The organism is Brucella anthropi ATCC 49188 (assembly GCF_000017405.1).
In the GTDB taxonomy this organism is placed as follows: Bacteria; Pseudomonadota; Alphaproteobacteria; order Rhizobiales; family Rhizobiaceae; genus Brucella; species Brucella anthropi.
Genome location: NC_009667.1, coordinates 453846 through 470439 on the forward strand (window position 1 = coordinate 453846; position 16594 = coordinate 470439).

Below are 16594 nucleotides of genomic sequence, written 5' to 3' on the forward strand. Positions count from 1 at the left end.
GATGAGCGCATCCGTTAAACAGAAGCGACTGACGCCGAAGGCCATTTCGGCCCTCAAGGGCGAGCGCCCGATTGTCAGCCTCACCGCCTATACAACGCCGATTGCGCGTCTGCTCGATCCGCATTGCGATCTGCTGCTTGTCGGCGACTCTCTCGGCATGGTGCTTTACGGCATGGATTCGACGCTGGCGGTGACGCTCGACATGATGATCGTCCATGGGCAGGCGGTGATGCGCGGGGCCGAGACGGCCTGCGTCATCGTCGACATGCCGTTCGGTTCCTATCAGGAATCAAAGGAACAGGCGTTCCGCAATGCGGCTCGTGTGATGCAGGAAACCGGCTGCGACGGCGTCAAGCTCGAAGGCGGCGAGGAAATGGCCGAAACGGTCGCATTCCTCGTCAAGCGGGGCATTCCGGTATTCGGTCATGTCGGGCTGATGCCACAACAGGTTAACACGGTCGGCGGCTTCCGCTCGCTCGGACGCGGCGACGAGGAAGCCGACCGGATTCGCCGCGATGCACAGGCCATTGCCGATGCCGGTGCTTTCGCGCTGGTTATTGAAGGCACCGTGGAACCGCTGGCGCGCGAGATCACCGCATCGCTCGCCATTCCGACGGTCGGCATTGGGGCTTCGGCTGCCTGTGATGGACAAATACTGGTTTCAGACGACATGCTGGGGCTGTTTCAGGATTTCACGCCGCGTTTCGTGAAGCGTTTTGCGCAATTGGCGCCGCAGATTTCCGATGCAGCCAAAGCCTATGCCGAAGAGGTGCAGGCGCGTGCATTTCCGGGGCCGGAGCATGTTTTCGGCGCGAAACCCAAGGGCTGAATAGCAAAACCTGTGCCGTATGGCGGTAGCGCCTTGTATTTATTCGTCAATCGCGTTCAATGTCGGAACTGTTTTCCGGAGTTGCCGTGACCGACGATATTGCCCATACCGAACTGATTGCCGTGCTGACGGCTGTGACCAGCGAACAGCCGCGCGTCATGACTGTGCGGCAGGGACAAGCTTTACCGTCGGGTCCGTTCGAAAGCGAGCATCGTTCTCTGCAATCGGGTCTGCGCGCCTGGGTGCAGTCGGAAACCGCACATCCGGTCGGTTATCTGGAGCAGCTTTATACTTTTGCCGACCGTGACCGCCATGCGCAGGGTGAGCGCATCATCTCGATCAGCTATCTCGGTCTTGTGCGGGAAAGCGATGCGGCGGCGGGGCAGGCGGGCTGGCGCGGCTGGTATGATTATCTGCCGTGGGAAGATCACCGTCAGGGCGAACCGGCTATCATGGAGCATCTCAACAATGCGCTGCTTGTCTGGGCCTATCGGGCTGAAACGCCGGAGCTGACAGCGCAGCGCATGCGGCGCATCGCTTTCACCTTCGGCTTTGAGAGCGGAGAGTGGAGCGGGCGCTGGAACGAAGACCTCGTGCTGCAACGTTATGAGCTGCTGTTCGAGGCTGGTCTGGTGGCCGAGGCCGGAATGAAGGAAGACGAGAACGGCCGCTCCATGTTTGCCGATCATCGCCGTATCCTTGCCACGGCAATTGCGCGGCTGCGTGCCAAGATCAAATACCGCCCGGTGGTGTTCGAGTTGATGCCCGACAGTTTCACCCTGCTGCAGTTGCAACGCACCGTCGAGGCGTTGGCCGGCTTGCGCCTGCACAAGCAGAATTTCCGCCGCCTGATCGAACAGCAGGATCTCGTCGAGGAAACCGGCGAAAGCGACAGCGAAACCGGCGGTCGCCCGGCAAAACTGTTCCGTTTCCGCTACTCGATTGTCGAGGAACGCGCCCTTTCCGAGCGCCATCTGGCTGGTGCCAAGCTGCCAATCTCTCGCGATTGACAATATGCTCGAATCGAGTATAACTTCGCAAACATGAAATACTCAAGTTGAGTATAATGGATGCACTCGGGAGATCACCCATGAACGATCATGTTTCCGTCTCGCAACTCTATGATCGCGTGGCCAAAGTCCTGCCGAAGGCGGAGTGGCTGGGCTTCGAGGACGACGTTGCGGCGATCCTCGAACTGAAGAAAAAGCGCAATGCGGTTATCCTTGCGCATAATTACCAGACACCGGAAATCTTCCACTGCGTGGCCGATATTGTCGGCGACAGTCTGGCGCTGGCGCGCAAGGCTGCGGAGGTCGATGCCGATGTGATCGTGCTGGCGGGTGTGCATTTCATGGCCGAGACGGCCAAGCTGCTCAATCCAGACAAGACAGTGCTGATCCCGGATATGGCTGCGGGCTGTTCACTGGCCGACAGCATCACGCCGGAAGATGTGGCATTGCTGCGCGAAGCGCATCCCGGCGTGCCGATCATCACCTATGTCAATACATCCGCTGCCGTTAAGGCGGCATCCGATATTTGCTGCACCTCCGGCAATGCCAAAAAGGTGGTGGAGTCGCTCGGCGTGCCGCGCGTGCTGATGATCCCCGACGAGTTTCTGGCGCAGAATGTGGCGCGCGAAACCGATGTCGAAATTCTCGCTTGGCATGGCCATTGCGAGGTGCATGAACGCTTCACCCCTGACGATATTCGCGAATTGCGCGAGAGCCACCCCGGTGTGGTGGTTCTGGCCCATCCCGAATGCCCGCCGGACGTGGTGGAAGCTGCCGATTTCGCCGGGTCCACGGCGGTCATGTCGGATTATGTCGGCGAGAAAAAGCCGCAGCGTGTCGTGCTTTTGACCGAATGCTCGATGAGCGACAATGTCGCTGTCGATCACCCCGATGTCGAGTTCATCCGCCCGTGCAATCTCTGCCCGCATATGAAGCGGATCACGCTTGCCAATATTCGCGATGCGCTGGAAAACAATCGCCACGAAGTGACAGTCGAGGCAGCACTGATGGAGCCTGCCCGCCGCGCCGTCGAGCGGATGCTGGCGGTATGACTACGACCCCGGTCCTCGTCATTGGCAGCGGTCTTGCCGGTCTGATGACGGCGCTGACGCTATCTCCGCAGCCGGTGTTGCTGGTGACAGCGGGAAGCCTCGGCCTGTCCGGTTCCAGCATGCTGGCGCAAGGCGGTATTGCTGCAAGTGTTGGTGCTGATGACAGCGCAGCGCTGCATCTGGCCGATACGATTGCGGCTGGCGACGGCCTGTGTGACCGGGGCGTGGCTGCGGAGATCGTGGCGGCAGGCGCGGAAGTCATTGCCGCGCTGGAAGCGCATGGCGTGCACTTCGACCGCAAGGCGGACGGGGTATTTTCACTCGGTCTGGAAGCTGCCCATAGCCGTCATCGGATTGTGCATGTGGATGGCGACTCGACGGGGGCGGGCATCATGCGCGCTTTAACCGCAAAGGTTCTGGCAACGCCTTCGATCACTGTTCTGGAAAACACCCGCGCCCTGCGTTTGATCAAGCAGGATGGTCGTGTCGTCGGTGCCTGTCTTGAAAATCTCGGACCGGTTGCAGCAACCGCCGTGGTGCTGGCGACGGGCGGGATCGGCGGACTTTATAACGCAACAACCACGCCGCTCGGTAATCTCGGCCAAGGTGCCGCTCTGGCAGGCCGCGCTGGCGCTGTGCTTGCCGATATGGAATTCGTGCAGTTCCACCCGACCGCGCTTGGCGTGTCTGCGCCGCGTCTGCCACTGGTCAGCGAAGCGGTGCGCGGGGAGGGTGCGCATCTGGTCAATGATCGCGGTGAACGCTTCATGGCCGATATTCCGGGTCGCGAACTTGCGCCCCGTGATGTGGTCGCACGCGCTATCGGCAGCGAGATTGCACAAGGGCGCAAGGTCTATCTGGATGCGCGCGCGGCTCTCGGTGCGCGTTTTGCAACCCGGTTTCCCGGTATCGATGCGCTTTGCAAACAGCATGGCATTGATCCGTCCGGTGATCTGATCCCGGTCAGACCGGCCACGCATTACCATATGGGCGGGATCAGGACCGACGCCGACGGGCGCAGCAGTCTGCCGGGTCTGTGGGCTGTGGGCGAAGCGGCCTGCACCGGCCTGCACGGCGCCAACCGGCTGGCCAGCAATTCGCTGCTTGAAGCTGCCGCCATGGGGCTGCGCGCCGCCCGCGCCCTCTCAAATGAAGACGCCGTCGACGCGCGGCATCCCGTGCCGTTCAGCCTGCCACAGAGTGCCGATCCCGAACCGGTGCGGCGCATCGTTTCCAGCCATCTTGGCCTGCTGCGCGATGAAGAAGGTGTGCGTTTTGCAATCACGACCCTTCTCCCTCTCGCGGAGACCGACGATGCCGCAGCCGTGGCGCTTGCTGTTGCGGTTGCAGCATTTGAACGATGCGAGTCACGCGGTGGCCATACCCGGACGGACCATCCGCACAAAGATGCGGTGGCCAAACGCCGCTTCCACACATTCAAGACGGCGTTCGCGCTTGCTCGTGAAATAGTTGAAACAAACCGAATCTCCAGGATAGCCTCATGAACCTGCCGCGCTTGTCTCCGCTCGTCGTCGAACCGCTGGTGCGCGCCGCACTTCTGGAAGATCTGGGGCTTGCTGGTGATATTACCAGCAATGCGGTGGTGCCGGAGGATCACCGCTCGGCCATGCTGTTCAGCCTGCGTCAGCCGGGTGTCATCGCCGGGCTGGACGTGGCCGAAATGGCATTTCGTCTGGTCGACCCGGATGTTACATTCGAACGCATGGCGCGCGACGGTCAGTCTCTTGAGAAGGGGGCGGATGTTGCCCGCGTTTCCGGCTCCTCCCGCTCTATACTCGCAGGAGAACGGACGGCGCTGAATTTCCTTGGCCATCTGTCCGGCATCGCCACGGCGACGACTAATCTGGTCAAGGCTGTGGCTGGCACAAAGGCCTCCATCGTCTGCACCCGCAAGACGACGCCCGGTCTGCGTGCCTTGCAGAAATATGCAGTCCGGGCAGGCGGCGGCATGAACCATCGTTTCGCGCTCTATGATGCGGTGCTGATCAAGGATAATCACATTGCAGTCGCGGGCGGTGTGCGCGAGGCTATCGAACGCGCCAAGGCCGGTGCTGGTCACATGGTCAAGATCGAGGTCGAGGTCGATACGCTGCGACAGCTCGAGGAGGCGATGGCCATTGGTGTGGACGCTGTATTGCTCGACAATATGTCGCCTGCGCAATTGCGCGAGGCGGTCTCGATTATCGACGGTCGCGCCATTTCCGAAGCCTCGGGCGGCATCACGCCGGAAACGGTGGCGGCGGTTGCTGCCAGCGGGGTTGATCTGATTTCGGTCGGCTGGACCACGCACAGCGCGCCAAATCTCGATATCGGGCTCGATTTTGAACTGAATAGATGAGGCTTTACGTCTTGTGTGGACACAGGGGCAATATCTCCCACATAGGCAATGTCCAAACGTGTTTCGCTGTGAAACCTAGTCCACCGCTAAGGGTTAGGTCTCGCTCATTCATGGCGTAAACTGCATCCATACTCGTGCAAGAATCCTACATGCAAAAACATGATTGAATAATTCATGTTTTTATGTCACACGATTACTGACTGATAGTCAGTCATGAGTCGTGCGGTGGTTCTGCAACTTGCTTGTGTGCGTGCCGGCTGCCGGATCGCCGTCACGGCTCAAAGCGGCATTGCCGCAGAAAGTTTGATGGATATCGAGCAGGAGGGAAGCGTGATGCTTCACCATACGGAAAATTGGCCTTACGTGGTCACCTTGTCGAAGGGCGCATCGACCTTGGAAGAAACGCGTGAATTCTTTGATGCCTGGAATCGGTGGCTTGACGAGGGAAAGCCCTTCATCACGATCCGCCGTTTTCTGGACGAGGATGCACTTGCGCATCCCGAAGGTTCGGCACGGGAAGTGAAACAATGGTTGCAGCAGAATGCGCAGCGTATTCGCGAACAGGTGCTGGGCATGGTGAACATCGTTCCGGAATCTGTTTATGAACAGGCAAGCCGCATGGATGCAGAAAAGCTGTTTCGCGTCCCCGCGGGCACATTCTCCAATGTCGATGCGGCGCTGCATTGGCTGGAAGATCGGGTCATTCGACCAAATCAGCTTGATTTTGACAGGGCGGCGATCCGGGATAAATTGGCAGCGACCTGAAGTTTTGGAGATTGATTTGCCTTCCACTGCCATCAAGCCCAAGCCCCGCACCAAACCAGCGGAAATACGTCGCGACGAGCTGATGGCTGCAGCCGAAGCCCTCTTCCTCGAAAAGGGCTTCGCGGCGACAAGCGTGGATGAAATCGTGCGTCTGGCGGACGTCGCCAAAGGTACGTTCTATCTGCATTTTCGCAGCAAGGACGACATCCTGCTTGCCTTGCGGGAGCGATTTGTCGATGGGTTCTGCGCGCGATTGGAGCGCCAACTCGGTCTACTTCCCGCCGACGACTGGCAGGGAAAACTGGCTGCATGGGCCGAGACCGGCATTGCCGGTTATCTCGACAACTACAAACTCCACGACATGGTGTTCCATGATTTTCACCCGCCCATGCGTCGCATGAAGCAGGAAAATCCGGCAATCGTCCGGCTCGATGCATTGTTGACCGACGGTAATGCTGCAGGCGTATGGAAAATCGCCGATACGCGTTTGACGGCTGTACTTCTGTTCAATGCGCTGCACGGTGCGGTCGATGAGATCATCTCCAACCCGGATATGATGGATCGTGCCGAGATGGTCGCCGGTGTGAAGACGTTTTTCCTGCAGGCGGTGCGATCTTAATAAGTACAGTTAAAGAAAAAGGGAGGCCGACGCCTCCCTCTATTCATTTTTCAGCGCTTGTGGCAGGGCTTACTTTTCAACAAAGGCCTTTTCGATGACGTAATGTCCGGCTTCGCTCTGGCTGCCTTCCTTGAAGCCGCGTTCTTCCAAAATCTGCTTGGTTTCGGCCAGCATTTCCGGGCTGCCGCAGAGCATCATGCGGTCGTCATCGTGGTTGAATTCCGGCAGACCAATATCGGTAAAGAGCTGACCCGAACGAATGAGGTCGGTCAGACGGCCACGATTCTTGTAAGGCTCACGTGTGACAGTCGGATAGTAGATGAGCTGGTTCTTCACCATTTCGCCGAGGAATTCATCCTGCGGTAATTCATTGGCGATGAAGTCCGTATAGGCAAGCTCAGCCACCTGACGTACGCCATGAACGAGAATAATCTTCTCGAAACGTTCATAGGCCTCCAGATCGCGGATGATCGACAGGAATGGCGCGAGACCGGTGCCGGTCGAAAGCAACCAGAGATTTTTTCCGGGCTTCAGATTGTCATAGAGCAGCGTGCCGACCGGCTTCTTGGACAGGATGATCTGGTCACCCACCTTCAGGTGCTGGAGCTTTGAGGTCAATGGACCGTTCGGCACCTTGATCGAGAAGAATTCCAGACCGTCTTCGTAAAGGCTCGAGGCAATCGAATAGGCGCGTGTGAGCGGCTTGCCGTTCACTTCCAGGCCCATCATGATGAACTGGCCGCTCTGGAAGCGAAAACCGGGGTCGCGCGTCGTGCGGAAGGAAAACAGCGTGTCGGTCCAGTGATGGATGTCGGTGACGGTTTCCTGATTGAAGTTGCTGCTCATTTTCGGAACTGTCTCTGTCTTGCTCCAGCACCGCTTGGGAGGACGGCGCCTATGGAATGGATTGGTCGGTTCGGTTTCTATCGGTCATTGCTGCATTTTGCCCGCAGTCGTGCAGCTCCGTGGAGACTGCATCCGCTGCGGGCAAAACGCCTTGATCACAATCAATGTAAGCGCGTCATGCTGCCTTCAGGGTGGCTTCCGCGAATTCGTAGTTGGCCAGCTTGTCGAGGAAATTCGTTACATAGTCAGGCCGACGATTACGGAAATCGAGATAATAGCTATGCTCCCAGACATCAAGCCCTAATAGTGCCTTGCCTTCGCCTGTTGCCAGCGGGTTGGAGCCATTTGGCGTCTTGGTGACCTTCAGCTTGCCGTCATTGGCCAGAACCAGCCATGCCCAGCCCGAGCCGAACTGCCCGACGGCCGCAGCCTTGAAGGCTTCCTTGAACTGGTCGACGCTACCGAAATCCTCGACGATCTTCTTTTCCAGAGCGCCAGGCAGGCGACCACCGGTTGCCGACAGGTTCTGCCAGAACAGATCGTGGTTCCAATGCTGGCCGGCATTGTTGAACACGGGAGCTAGATCAGCCTTATCCTTGGCGAAGAGGACGATTTCTTCGAGCGACTTGCCCTTGAGCGCGTCATTTTTCTCCACGAAACCGTTGAGTGCCGTCACATAGGCCTGATGGTGCTTGCCGTGGTGCAGCTCAAGCGTTTCCGTGCCCATTCCGACGCCTTCAAGTGCGTTGGTTGCAAAGGGAAGTGGTGGCAAAGTGAAGCTCATTTTAAAACTCCTGATCGCTTGAGCATAATCACCGTTCAGCATCCTGAGGATCTATCCCGGTGTGGACTCTGGCTTTGACGAAAGCCGGTTTGAGTTTGAATATTGAAAATTCAGAATTATCTTGCTTCGACAGGCCTGATCACCTATTTAACAAGATAATCCTTCTTTAAATAGAAAATGGCACATATGTCAAGGAATGACTTTCTAAATACCGATGAATTGGGAGCACGTTCTCCCGCGGAGAGGATCATGCTCTCGCTCAAGATGCGGGGAGCGCAAACCGCCGCGACCATCGGGGAACATTTGGGAACCACAGGTGAGGCCGTTCGCCAACAGCTCGTGCGTCTGGCAGAGGAAGGGCTTGTTTCCTCACATTCCGTGTCCCAAGGCGTTGGCCGCCCTTCGTTGTTCTGGGATCTGACCGAAGCCGGTAACAAACGTTTCCCCGATACGCATGCTGATCTGACAGTTCAGCTTCTTCATTCGGTGCGTACCATTCTTGGTGACGATGCGCTGGACACGCTGATCGCCCATCGCGAGACCGAGACGCGCCGTCAATATCAGACGCGGCTGAAGGATTTGTCGCTCGACCAGCGAGTGAAGGAACTTGCCGACATTCGTTCCGCCGAAGGCTACATGGCTGATGCCGAAAAGCGGGACGATGGTTCCTGGCTGCTCATCGAAAATCATTGTCCTATCTGCGCCGCTGCAGATGCCTGTCAGGGCTTCTGCAGATCAGAGCTTCAGGTATTCAGGGCCGTGCTTGGCCCTGATGTTTCTGTAAACCGCACCGAGCATATTCTGGCCGGTGCGCGGCGCTGTGCTTACGTTATTGCGCCGACCGCCTAACCATCCTTTTTTAGCACTATGCCGGTTGCGGCTGTCTCGCGCTGCGGACCAGAGCGAGTGCCGACACGAATGCCAGTGCAGACAGAATGGCAAAGCCGGAGAAGAGCCAAAGTGCGGCATGTGCAGTGCCGGTAAAGCCGCCGGGATTGGTGAGGCCAGCCATATTGGCAACCATTCCTGCAAGTGCTGCGCCAAGGGCGGTCGTGAAAAGCTGCACCATGGTCACGGATGCGGAAGCCAGATTCTGATCCTCTGCGTCGGCACGCTTGAAAATGCGGGTCAGCAGGTGCGGCCATGTCAGGCCAACGCCAAAACCGATGACGGCCAGCGCGATACAGATCGGCAGCAGATCGTACCAATGTCCTTCGCTGCCAGCGGGAATGAGAACGGCCAGCGTAACCATGCCCGCCACGCCCATGACGGGGGCGGCCAGAATGACACGGTCGGTACGCCCGGCGGCAACCCCTGACGATCCGATGGATCCAAGTGTCCAGCTGCCGCCCATGATGGCTGCCAGATAGCCCGCAACAAGCGGTGACTGGTTGTGCAGCACCTGAAAGAACAGCGGTACGAAGACTTCGGAACTGGTGACGGATGCGCTGAGGAAGGCGAGGGTCAGATAAAGCGCGCCGAGTTTCTGGATGCTGAACGAGCCTTTCGGCAGAATGCGCCTGCTGGCTTTCTTTTCGACGGCTGCGAGGAGAAGCAGCAGAATAATGGCAAGCGCGACACCTCCGGCATTGAACGCCAGTTCGGATGAAATACTTCCAGCAGAAACGGCGAGGACTGCAGCGGTCAAAAGGATGAGCTGTGGCCAGGCAAGCTGGTCATTGCTGGCGGCGGAGCCGGATTCACGCGGCAGCACCGTCATAGCCATGATGGTGAACACAGCAATCACCGGCGCGAGCGACCAGAAGGCGGCGCGCCAGATGCCAAGCTCCGCAAAAACGCCGCCGATGGCAGGGCCGACAAGTGTGGCCACGCCCCACATACCGGAAACGAGGCCAATGGCGCGTGGCCACAATGCTTCGTCGAAAACGATGCGGATCATGGAATAGGAAAGGGCGAGCATCATGCCGCCGCCAAGACCCTGTATGGCTCGCCCCGCCAGCATGACAGGCATAGATGGAGCCAGACCACAGGTCAGGGTTCCGGCAGCGAAGATTACCGCCGCAATCAGATAAGCGCTGCGCGGGCCTGCCTGAGAAAGCAGGCGCGGCACGAGAGCCGAGCCGAGAATGGATGCAGTCACGAACAGCGCCGTGTTCCACGCATAATAGTCCATGCCGCCAATGTCGGCGACGACCGTTGGCAGAATGGTTGTAGCGATGAACACGTTGATGGCATGAAGCGCGACACCGCCGACAAGCGTCAGCGAGACGATAGCGTTTCTGCCTGCGAACAGGTCTCCCCAACCGGCGGTCGGCTTCTGATCCTGCATTTCATTTTCCTTTGACTGTCATCGTGCGGGCGAAAGTCTGAATGAGGTCGCCCCGAACATGGAGAAAATGGCTACGCCCGCGGCTGTAATTTGTCAAGCAAATGCTTGTTTAATTAATTTGATGATACTTCTGGGATTGTAGCGAGCCCTATTGGCCGGCAGAAGCCATTTGTCCGGGCAAAGACTTTCAATGAAAACGGCAGGGCAAGGGGTAGCGCATGTCTCCCGAAAGCGGGAACCGGTTTCGGGAGACATGCGTAAAAACAAACAGATAGAGCGGTTCCAACGACTTCTTATCAACCGGAACCGCTCTAGAAGAGGGAAGGGGTTCAAATTCCTGCAGAAAGCTCTATATGAAGCTCACCTGCTGAAGGTCGGGAAGTAATCCGCGATAGCTTGTGGGGAAATTTTTTCCCGATAATGCTGTGGCGGATTTGTGTTTCTGTCACAAGCTTCCTATAAGCCTTCGAATAATTTGGGAAACCACCTGTGTGTTTCCTCAACTTGGCAAACCAGCCTTGCTGGCGAGGCCAGATTTCCCCTTTGGACGACCCGGAACTCTCATGATCCAGACGCCTTACTACCTGATCGACAAGACCAAGCTGAAGCGCAACATGGAAAAGGTTGCCTATGTGCGCGAAAAGTCCGGCGCCAAGGCTCTGCTGGCGCTGAAATGCTTTGCCACGTGGTCGGTGTTTGATCTGATGAGCGAATATATGGACGGCACCACGTCGTCATCGCTCAATGAAGTGCGTCTTGGCCATGAAAGATTTGGCGGTGAAACCCATGCCTATAGCGTGGCCTATGCTGATAACGAGATCGACGAAGTTATCAGCCATGCCGACAAGATCATCTTCAATTCGATCGGTCAGCTGGAGCGTTTTGCCGACAAGGCAGCGCATATCAAGCGCGGCTTGCGTCTGAACCCAGGCGTTTCGTCTTCGACCTTCGATCTGGCTGACCCGGCGCGTCCGTTCAGCCGTCTTGGCGAATGGGATGTTGCGAAGGTCGAAAAGGTCATGGACCGCGTGACCGGCTTTATGATCCATAACAATTGCGAAAATTCCGATTTCGGTCTTTTCGACAAGATGCTGACCGATATCGAAGAAAAGTTCGGCTCGCTTCTGCACCGCGTTGAATGGGTCAGCCTTGGCGGCGGTATCCACTTCACCGGCGACGATTATCCGGTCGATGATTTCTGCGCGCGCCTGAAGGCGTTCTCGGAAAAGTTTGGCGTACAGGTTTATCTGGAGCCGGGCGAAGCTTCGATCACCAAAACTACGACGCTGGAAGTGACGGTTCTTGACACGCTTTATAACGGCAAGAACCTCGCCATCGTCGATAGCTCGATTGAAGCGCATATGCTCGATCTGCTCATCTATCGCGAAAAGGCGAAGATGGCGCCCAACAATGGCGAGCACAGCTATATGGTTTGCGGCAAATCCTGCCTTGCTGGCGATATTTTTGGCGAGTTCACTTTCGACAAGGAGCTCTCCATCGGCGACCGCCTCTCATTTGAAGATGCAGCCGGTTATACGATGGTCAAGAAGAACTGGTTTAATGGCGTGAAAATGCCAGCCATTGCCGTGCGTGAACTCGACGGCACGGTCAAAATTGTCCGCGAATTTGATTACGCGGATTTCGAGGGTTCGCTCTCCTGAACCCTGCGTCGCGGTATTACTCGGCGGCGTAAAACTTAAACAGGTTCCGCGGCTGAGAGCGCCGGGGACGCGAAACAGATGGCGGGTAACCGCTGGAAGAGGAAGCATCGACAGAAAATGAAGAAGAACGTTCTCATTATCGGCGCCGGGGGCGTGGCACAGGTTGTTGCACATAAATGTGCGCAAAACTCTGACATATTGGGCGATATCCATATTGCGTCCCGCACGGTTGAGAAATGCCGCAAGATTATCGATAGCGTGCATGAAAAGAAGAGCCTCAAGACCGAGGTGAAACTGGAAGCGCATGCGCTGGACGCTCTGGACATTGAAGCCACCAAGGCTCTGATCCAGAAGACGGGCGTTCAGATCGTCATCAATGTCGGCTCGGCCTTCCTCAATATGTCGGTCCTTCGCGCCTGTATCGATACGGGCGTGGCTTACATGGACACCGCGATCCATGAAGATCCGAAGAAGATCTGCGAAACCCCGCCATGGTATGGCAACTACGAATGGAAGCATCTCAAGGAATGCGAAGAGAAGGGCATCACCGCCATTCTCGGCATTGGCTTTGATCCGGGCGTGGTCAATGCCTATGCACGTCTGGCTGCTGACGACTATCTCGATGAAGTCAAATCCATCGACATCGTTGACATCAATGCCGGTTCGCATGGCCGCTGGTTCTCGACCAATTTCGACCCGGAAATCAACTTCCGCGAATTCACCGGCACGGTCTATTCATGGCAGGGCGGTCAGTGGCAGTCGAACAAGATGTTTGAAGTTGGCCACACCTTTGACCTGCCTGTCGTCGGTCCGAGCAAGGCCTATATGACCGGCCATGATGAAGTGCATTCGCTGTCCAAGAACTACCCGAACGCAGATGTGCGTTTCTGGATGGGTTTTGGCGATCACTACATCAACGTCTTCACGGTGTTGAACAATCTCGGCCTTCTCTCCGAACAGCCGGTCAAGACTGCCGAAGGTCTGGAAGTTGTGCCGCTCAAGGTGGTCAAGGCTGTGCTGCCTGATCCATCGTCGCTGGCACCAGACTATACCGGCAAGACCTGCATCGGCGATTTCGTCAAGGGAACCAAGGACGGCAAAGAGAAGGAAGTCTTCATCTATAACGTTGCCGACCACAAGGACGCTTATAACGAAGTGGGTTCGCAGGGCATTTCCTACACCGCAGGCGTTCCGCCGGTTGCAGCCGCAATCCTGATTGCCTCGGGCGAATGGGATGTGAAGAAGATGGTCAATGTGGAAGAGCTTAATCCAAAGCCTTTCCTCCACATCCTCAACCAGATCGGCCTGCCATCGCGCATCAAGGACGAAGACGGCGACCGCGCACTGGATTTCGCGTAAACCTCATCTGAATGAGTAAAGAAAACCCCGCCCAATGCCATGCTTTGTGCGGGGTTTTTTATTGGCGCTTTGCTTTGGCTTACTCTGGCATATTGGGCCAAGTATCCGAGAGACGATACCCACTCGGAAACGGATCGCTCGGATCGAGCATGAGCTGCGAAGTTCCCGTCACCCAAGCGCGACCGGAAATGATGGGGCTGATGGCCGGTTTGCCACCAAGCTCCAGAGTCTTGTCCAATCGACAATGAAATTCCGTTCCAAGTACGGACTTCCCGATAAATCTTTCACCGACTTTCATCTGGCCTTTTGCGTGAAGCACGGCCATGCGCGCCGAACAGCCGGTGCCGGTCGGGGAACGGTCGAGCTTGGCCGGGCGAATGGCAACGGTGTTCACGCCCGTCAGTATATCGCCATCGCGCGTCACTGGCTCGGTGATCTGGCAGAAGGAAATGTGGTTCCAGTCTTTCTCAGGATGGCGGAAACCAAGCTGCTCATTGGCAGCTTTGGTGATTTTCACGCCAATCTCAGCCAGTTCCCGTGCCTGACCCGGCTCGATTTTCATTCCAATAGAAGCTGCATCAACAATAACGAAGCTGTCGCCGCCATAAGCAGTATCGACGGTAATTGTGCCCAATCCCTCAACTTCAAGCGATGCATTCAGGCGATCTGCAAAAGATGGCACGTTGCGGACACTGATGCGCTCGGCCTTGCCGTTGCGGCATTCGGCTTCCACTTCGATAAGGCCACCCGGCGCCTCCAGCACCATGCGCGTGACTGGTTCCTGCATGGGGATGATGCCGCTATCCAGCAGAACCGTGGAGACACAGATCGAATTGGAGCCGGACATTGGCGGGGTGTCAGCGGGTTCCATGATGATGAAACCCATCTGCGCACGCGGGTCTTTCGGTGGCACCAGCAGATTGACATGGCGAAACACACCACCGCGCGGCTCGTTCAGCACGAAATTGCGCAGGGTCTCGTCGCTGGCGATGAAGCGCGACTGCTCCCACACAGTCTTGCCGGGAGGAGGGGCCACGCCACCGACAATGACATCACCGACTTCGCCTTCTGCGTGACAGCCGACAATATGGATGACTTTGGTGCTGCGCATGACGCCTCCTGCAATTAATGCAATCATTCCTATCGGTTAGGGCGTTAGCGTCAATCCTTTATCGGACGGGTAATTGCGCTTTCGCGTCAGAATGAGGATTCCATTCCCCTCAGTGTCAGGAGATGAAAAATCCATTCCGAGATGTGTTGCTTCTTTAAGCAAGTCTGATATCCATTGTGCTCTTATTTTGTGCAAATCGATGCGCAGCCCGCTTGGCTCCGGATCAGTTTCTGGAACATACACAACGTTCCCGTTAGAAATTGAGCAACCCGAAAAGTTGGGGTGTGATCGCTCTCTTGGCGATGGGCACCCTTAGCCGGCATGGGACGGTCGATGATCGTATTTCCGCGCCTCTTCTCAGATTGACATGGTCTCTGATGTTCCGGGGCGTGGCCTCATTCAAATGGAACATCCGGCGGATTGACGGCCCCGGATGCTTCGGGGAGCGGACTATGGACAGGACAATCGATGCGGGCTTTCGGGAGCCGCATGAATCCGGCACGCAACGCTGGAGCAGGGAGATGGCGGCAGCGTTGAAGCTTGGCTGGCCGCTGATCTTCACCAATCTTTCGCAGGCAGCGCTGACTGCAACCGACGTCATCTTTATCGGCCGTCTTGGAGCGGATACGCTCGCTTCGGCCCTGCTGGCGACCAGCTTCTATCATACGCTCATGATCTTCTCGATGGGGCTCGTTTCGGCCGTCATGCCGATGATCGCCATCGCGCTTGGCAAGAACCGTCATTCGGTTCGCGATGTGCGCCGCACGGTGCGACAGGGACTATGGACGGTCATAATGATCTCGATCCCGGTCTGGATCGTGCTCTGGCATTGCGAGGAGATTTTCCTGTTTCTCGGCCAGCGTCCGGATATTGCTGCCCGATCGACGGATTTCATGCACACGCTGCAATGGGCACTGCTGCCTTATCTCGGCTATATTGTTCTACGCTCGTTCTTTGCGGCGATGGAAAAACCGATGTGGACGCTGCTTATTGCGGCCCTTGCCATCGGCTTCAACGCGCTTGCCGGCTGGACGCTGATATTCGGCCACTTCGGCTTCCCGCGCATGGAACTGCACGGAGCCGGTATCGCCACAACAGCGTCAAGCACGATGATGTTCCTCGGGCTTGCATTCATCACGGTGCGTCACCACCGCTTCCGCCGCTATCACCTGTTTGGCCGCTTCTGGCGTCCCGACTGGGCGCGCCTGCGTGAACTGTGGCGCATTGGTATTCCAATGGCGCTGACATTCGTGTTCGAGACTTCGATCTTCTATGCTGCAGTGGTGATGATGGGCCGCATCGGGCCGACGGCCATGGCGGCTCATGCCGTCGCGATCCAGATTGCATCGCTCAGCTTCATGGTGCCACTCGGTTTCGGTCAGGTTGCAACAGTGCGCGTGGGCCGTGCCTATGGCCGCGGCGACCCTCAGGCTGTCGCCTATGCAGGCTGGAGCGCCTATGCGCTCGGCGTCGGTTTCATGGCCGTGATGGGGCTTCTCATGGTTCTCATCCCGCGCGTGTTCATTGGTGTTTTTCTCGATCTGCACGATCCGCAGAACCTGCCAGTGATGGAACTGGCTGTCACATTTCTTGCGCTGGCGGCTCTCTTCCAGATCGTTGACGGTGCACAGGCCGTTGCCGCGGGCATGTTGCGCGGATTGCGCGATACACGCATTCCGATGTTCCTGGCGCTATTCGGCTATTGGGGTGTGGGGTTGCCGTTGGGTGCCTTGCTTGCATTCCAGTTTGAACTGGGTGGGGTCGGTATCTGGCTCGGCCTTGCCGCCGGTCTCGGTATTGTCTCGGTATTGATGACGCTGCGATGGCGCAGGCATCTCGCGCATATCTCGGCGCATCCGGCCTGACAAAAGAAAAAGCCATACGCCCGTCGGGCGTATGGCTTTTCCAT

At 57.2% G+C, this 16594-nt stretch carries 15 protein-coding genes; 11 read left to right on the plus strand and 4 right to left on the minus strand.

Features of this window, described 5'->3' with window-relative positions; genetic code table 11:
- Position 1: 1 nt before the first annotated feature.
- The 7 genes from panB to OANT_RS02265 all read left to right on the plus strand — a co-directional run bounded on the left by panB (position 2) and on the right by OANT_RS02265 (position 6634).
- Positions 2-829 carry a 3-methyl-2-oxobutanoate hydroxymethyltransferase gene (gene panB / locus OANT_RS02235; protein ID WP_041544931.1) on the plus strand — a complete coding sequence of 276 codons (828 nt, stop codon included), beginning with the start codon at positions 2-4 and terminating at the stop codon, positions 827-829.
- A gap of 59 nt (positions 830-888) precedes the next feature.
- Positions 889-1839 carry an NUDIX hydrolase gene (locus tag OANT_RS02240; RefSeq protein WP_012090720.1) on the plus strand — a complete coding sequence of 317 codons (951 nt, stop codon included), beginning with the start codon at positions 889-891 and terminating at the stop codon, positions 1837-1839.
- Positions 1840-1919: 80 nt separating this feature from the next.
- Complete coding sequence (nadA, locus tag OANT_RS02245; RefSeq protein ID WP_012090721.1) at positions 1920-2891, plus strand: quinolinate synthase NadA; 972 nt, start codon at positions 1920-1922, stop codon at positions 2889-2891.
- Positions 2888-4396: an L-aspartate oxidase gene (locus OANT_RS02250; protein WP_012090722.1), complete on the plus strand. Its 1509-nt coding sequence runs from the start codon at positions 2888-2890 to the stop codon at positions 4394-4396. The genes nadA and OANT_RS02250 overlap by 4 nt, the downstream gene beginning before the upstream one ends.
- A complete protein-coding gene (gene nadC / locus OANT_RS02255; protein WP_012090723.1) occupies positions 4393-5250 on the plus strand; it encodes a carboxylating nicotinate-nucleotide diphosphorylase in 858 nt (285 codons plus the stop codon). The genes OANT_RS02250 and nadC overlap by 4 nt, the downstream gene beginning before the upstream one ends.
- A gap of 213 nt (positions 5251-5463) precedes the next feature.
- The gene (locus OANT_RS02260; protein ID WP_231771318.1) at positions 5464-6015 is read left to right on the plus strand and encodes a hypothetical protein; all 552 of its coding nucleotides are present in this window, start codon (positions 5464-5466) and stop codon (positions 6013-6015) included.
- A gap of 16 nt (positions 6016-6031) precedes the next feature.
- Positions 6032-6634, plus strand: a complete 603-nt coding sequence (locus tag OANT_RS02265) for a TetR/AcrR family transcriptional regulator (protein ID WP_041544933.1) — start codon at positions 6032-6034, stop codon at positions 6632-6634.
- Between the two features lie 69 nt (positions 6635-6703).
- Here the strand turns inward: OANT_RS02265 and OANT_RS02270 are convergent, their stop codons facing one another.
- On the minus strand, positions 6704-7480 hold the full coding sequence (locus OANT_RS02270) for a ferredoxin--NADP reductase (protein ID WP_012090725.1): 777 nt from the start codon (positions 7478-7480) through the stop codon (positions 6704-6706).
- A 175-nt stretch (positions 7481-7655) separates the two neighbouring features.
- Positions 7656-8264 (minus strand): superoxide dismutase, encoded by a 609-nt coding sequence (locus OANT_RS02275; protein WP_029925699.1) that lies wholly within the window; start codon positions 8262-8264, stop codon positions 7656-7658.
- Positions 8265-8513: 249 nt separating this feature from the next.
- Between OANT_RS02275 and OANT_RS02280 the strand changes: the two genes are divergently transcribed.
- Complete coding sequence (locus OANT_RS02280; RefSeq protein ID WP_012090727.1) at positions 8514-9113, plus strand: helix-turn-helix transcriptional regulator; 600 nt, start codon at positions 8514-8516, stop codon at positions 9111-9113.
- 16 nt (positions 9114-9129) lie between these two features.
- Here the strand turns inward: OANT_RS02280 and OANT_RS02285 are convergent, their stop codons facing one another.
- Positions 9130-10554 carry an MFS transporter gene (locus OANT_RS02285; RefSeq protein ID WP_012090728.1) on the minus strand — a complete coding sequence of 475 codons (1425 nt, stop codon included), beginning with the start codon at positions 10552-10554 and terminating at the stop codon, positions 9130-9132.
- Between the two features lie 563 nt (positions 10555-11117).
- Between OANT_RS02285 and nspC the strand changes: the two genes are divergently transcribed.
- Positions 11118-12215 carry a carboxynorspermidine decarboxylase gene (nspC, locus tag OANT_RS02295; RefSeq protein ID WP_041544939.1) on the plus strand — a complete coding sequence of 366 codons (1098 nt, stop codon included), beginning with the start codon at positions 11118-11120 and terminating at the stop codon, positions 12213-12215.
- A gap of 117 nt (positions 12216-12332) precedes the next feature.
- On the plus strand, positions 12333-13574 hold the full coding sequence (locus OANT_RS02300; protein WP_010658261.1) for a saccharopine dehydrogenase family protein: 1242 nt from the start codon (positions 12333-12335) through the stop codon (positions 13572-13574).
- 79 nt (positions 13575-13653) lie between these two features.
- Here OANT_RS02300 and OANT_RS02305 read toward each other — a convergent pair whose 3' ends face one another.
- Positions 13654-14685 (minus strand): trans-3-hydroxy-L-proline dehydratase, encoded by a 1032-nt coding sequence (locus OANT_RS02305; RefSeq protein ID WP_012090731.1) that lies wholly within the window; start codon positions 14683-14685, stop codon positions 13654-13656.
- A gap of 452 nt (positions 14686-15137) precedes the next feature.
- On the opposite strand from OANT_RS02305, the gene OANT_RS02310 reads away from it, so the two are divergent.
- Entirely contained in the window at positions 15138-16550 is a 1413-nt protein-coding gene (locus tag OANT_RS02310; RefSeq protein ID WP_012090732.1) for an MATE family efflux transporter, read from the plus strand.
- Positions 16551-16594 lie beyond the last annotated feature (44 nt).

Bases quoted from the DNA above. Each gene is read 5' to 3' on its own strand.
- panB (WP_041544931.1), top strand. From the start codon at position 2: ATGAGCGCATCCGTTAAACAGAAGCGACTGACGCCGAAGGCCATTTCG.
- OANT_RS02240 (WP_012090720.1), top strand. From the start codon at position 889: ATGTCGGAACTGTTTTCCGGAGTTGCCGTGACCGACGATATTGCCCAT.
- nadA (WP_012090721.1), top strand. From the start codon at position 1,920: ATGAACGATCATGTTTCCGTCTCGCAACTCTATGATCGCGTGGCCAAA.
- OANT_RS02250 (WP_012090722.1), top strand. From the start codon at position 2,888: ATGACTACGACCCCGGTCCTCGTCATTGGCAGCGGTCTTGCCGGTCTG.
- nadC (WP_012090723.1), top strand. From the start codon at position 4,393: ATGAACCTGCCGCGCTTGTCTCCGCTCGTCGTCGAACCGCTGGTGCGC.
- OANT_RS02260 (WP_231771318.1), top strand. From the start codon at position 5,464: ATGAGTCGTGCGGTGGTTCTGCAACTTGCTTGTGTGCGTGCCGGCTGC.
- OANT_RS02270 (WP_012090725.1), bottom strand. From the start codon at position 7,480: ATGAGCAGCAACTTCAATCAGGAAACCGTCACCGACATCCATCACTGG.
- OANT_RS02275 (WP_029925699.1), bottom strand. From the start codon at position 8,264: ATGAGCTTCACTTTGCCACCACTTCCCTTTGCAACCAACGCACTTGAA.
- OANT_RS02280 (WP_012090727.1), top strand. From the start codon at position 8,514: ATGCTCTCGCTCAAGATGCGGGGAGCGCAAACCGCCGCGACCATCGGG.
- OANT_RS02285 (WP_012090728.1), bottom strand. From the start codon at position 10,554: ATGCAGGATCAGAAGCCGACCGCCGGTTGGGGAGACCTGTTCGCAGGC.
- nspC (WP_041544939.1), top strand. From the start codon at position 11,118: ATGATCCAGACGCCTTACTACCTGATCGACAAGACCAAGCTGAAGCGC.
- OANT_RS02300 (WP_010658261.1), top strand. From the start codon at position 12,333: ATGAAGAAGAACGTTCTCATTATCGGCGCCGGGGGCGTGGCACAGGTT.
- OANT_RS02305 (WP_012090731.1), bottom strand. From the start codon at position 14,685: ATGCGCAGCACCAAAGTCATCCATATTGTCGGCTGTCACGCAGAAGGC.
- OANT_RS02310 (WP_012090732.1), top strand. From the start codon at position 15,138: ATGGACAGGACAATCGATGCGGGCTTTCGGGAGCCGCATGAATCCGGC.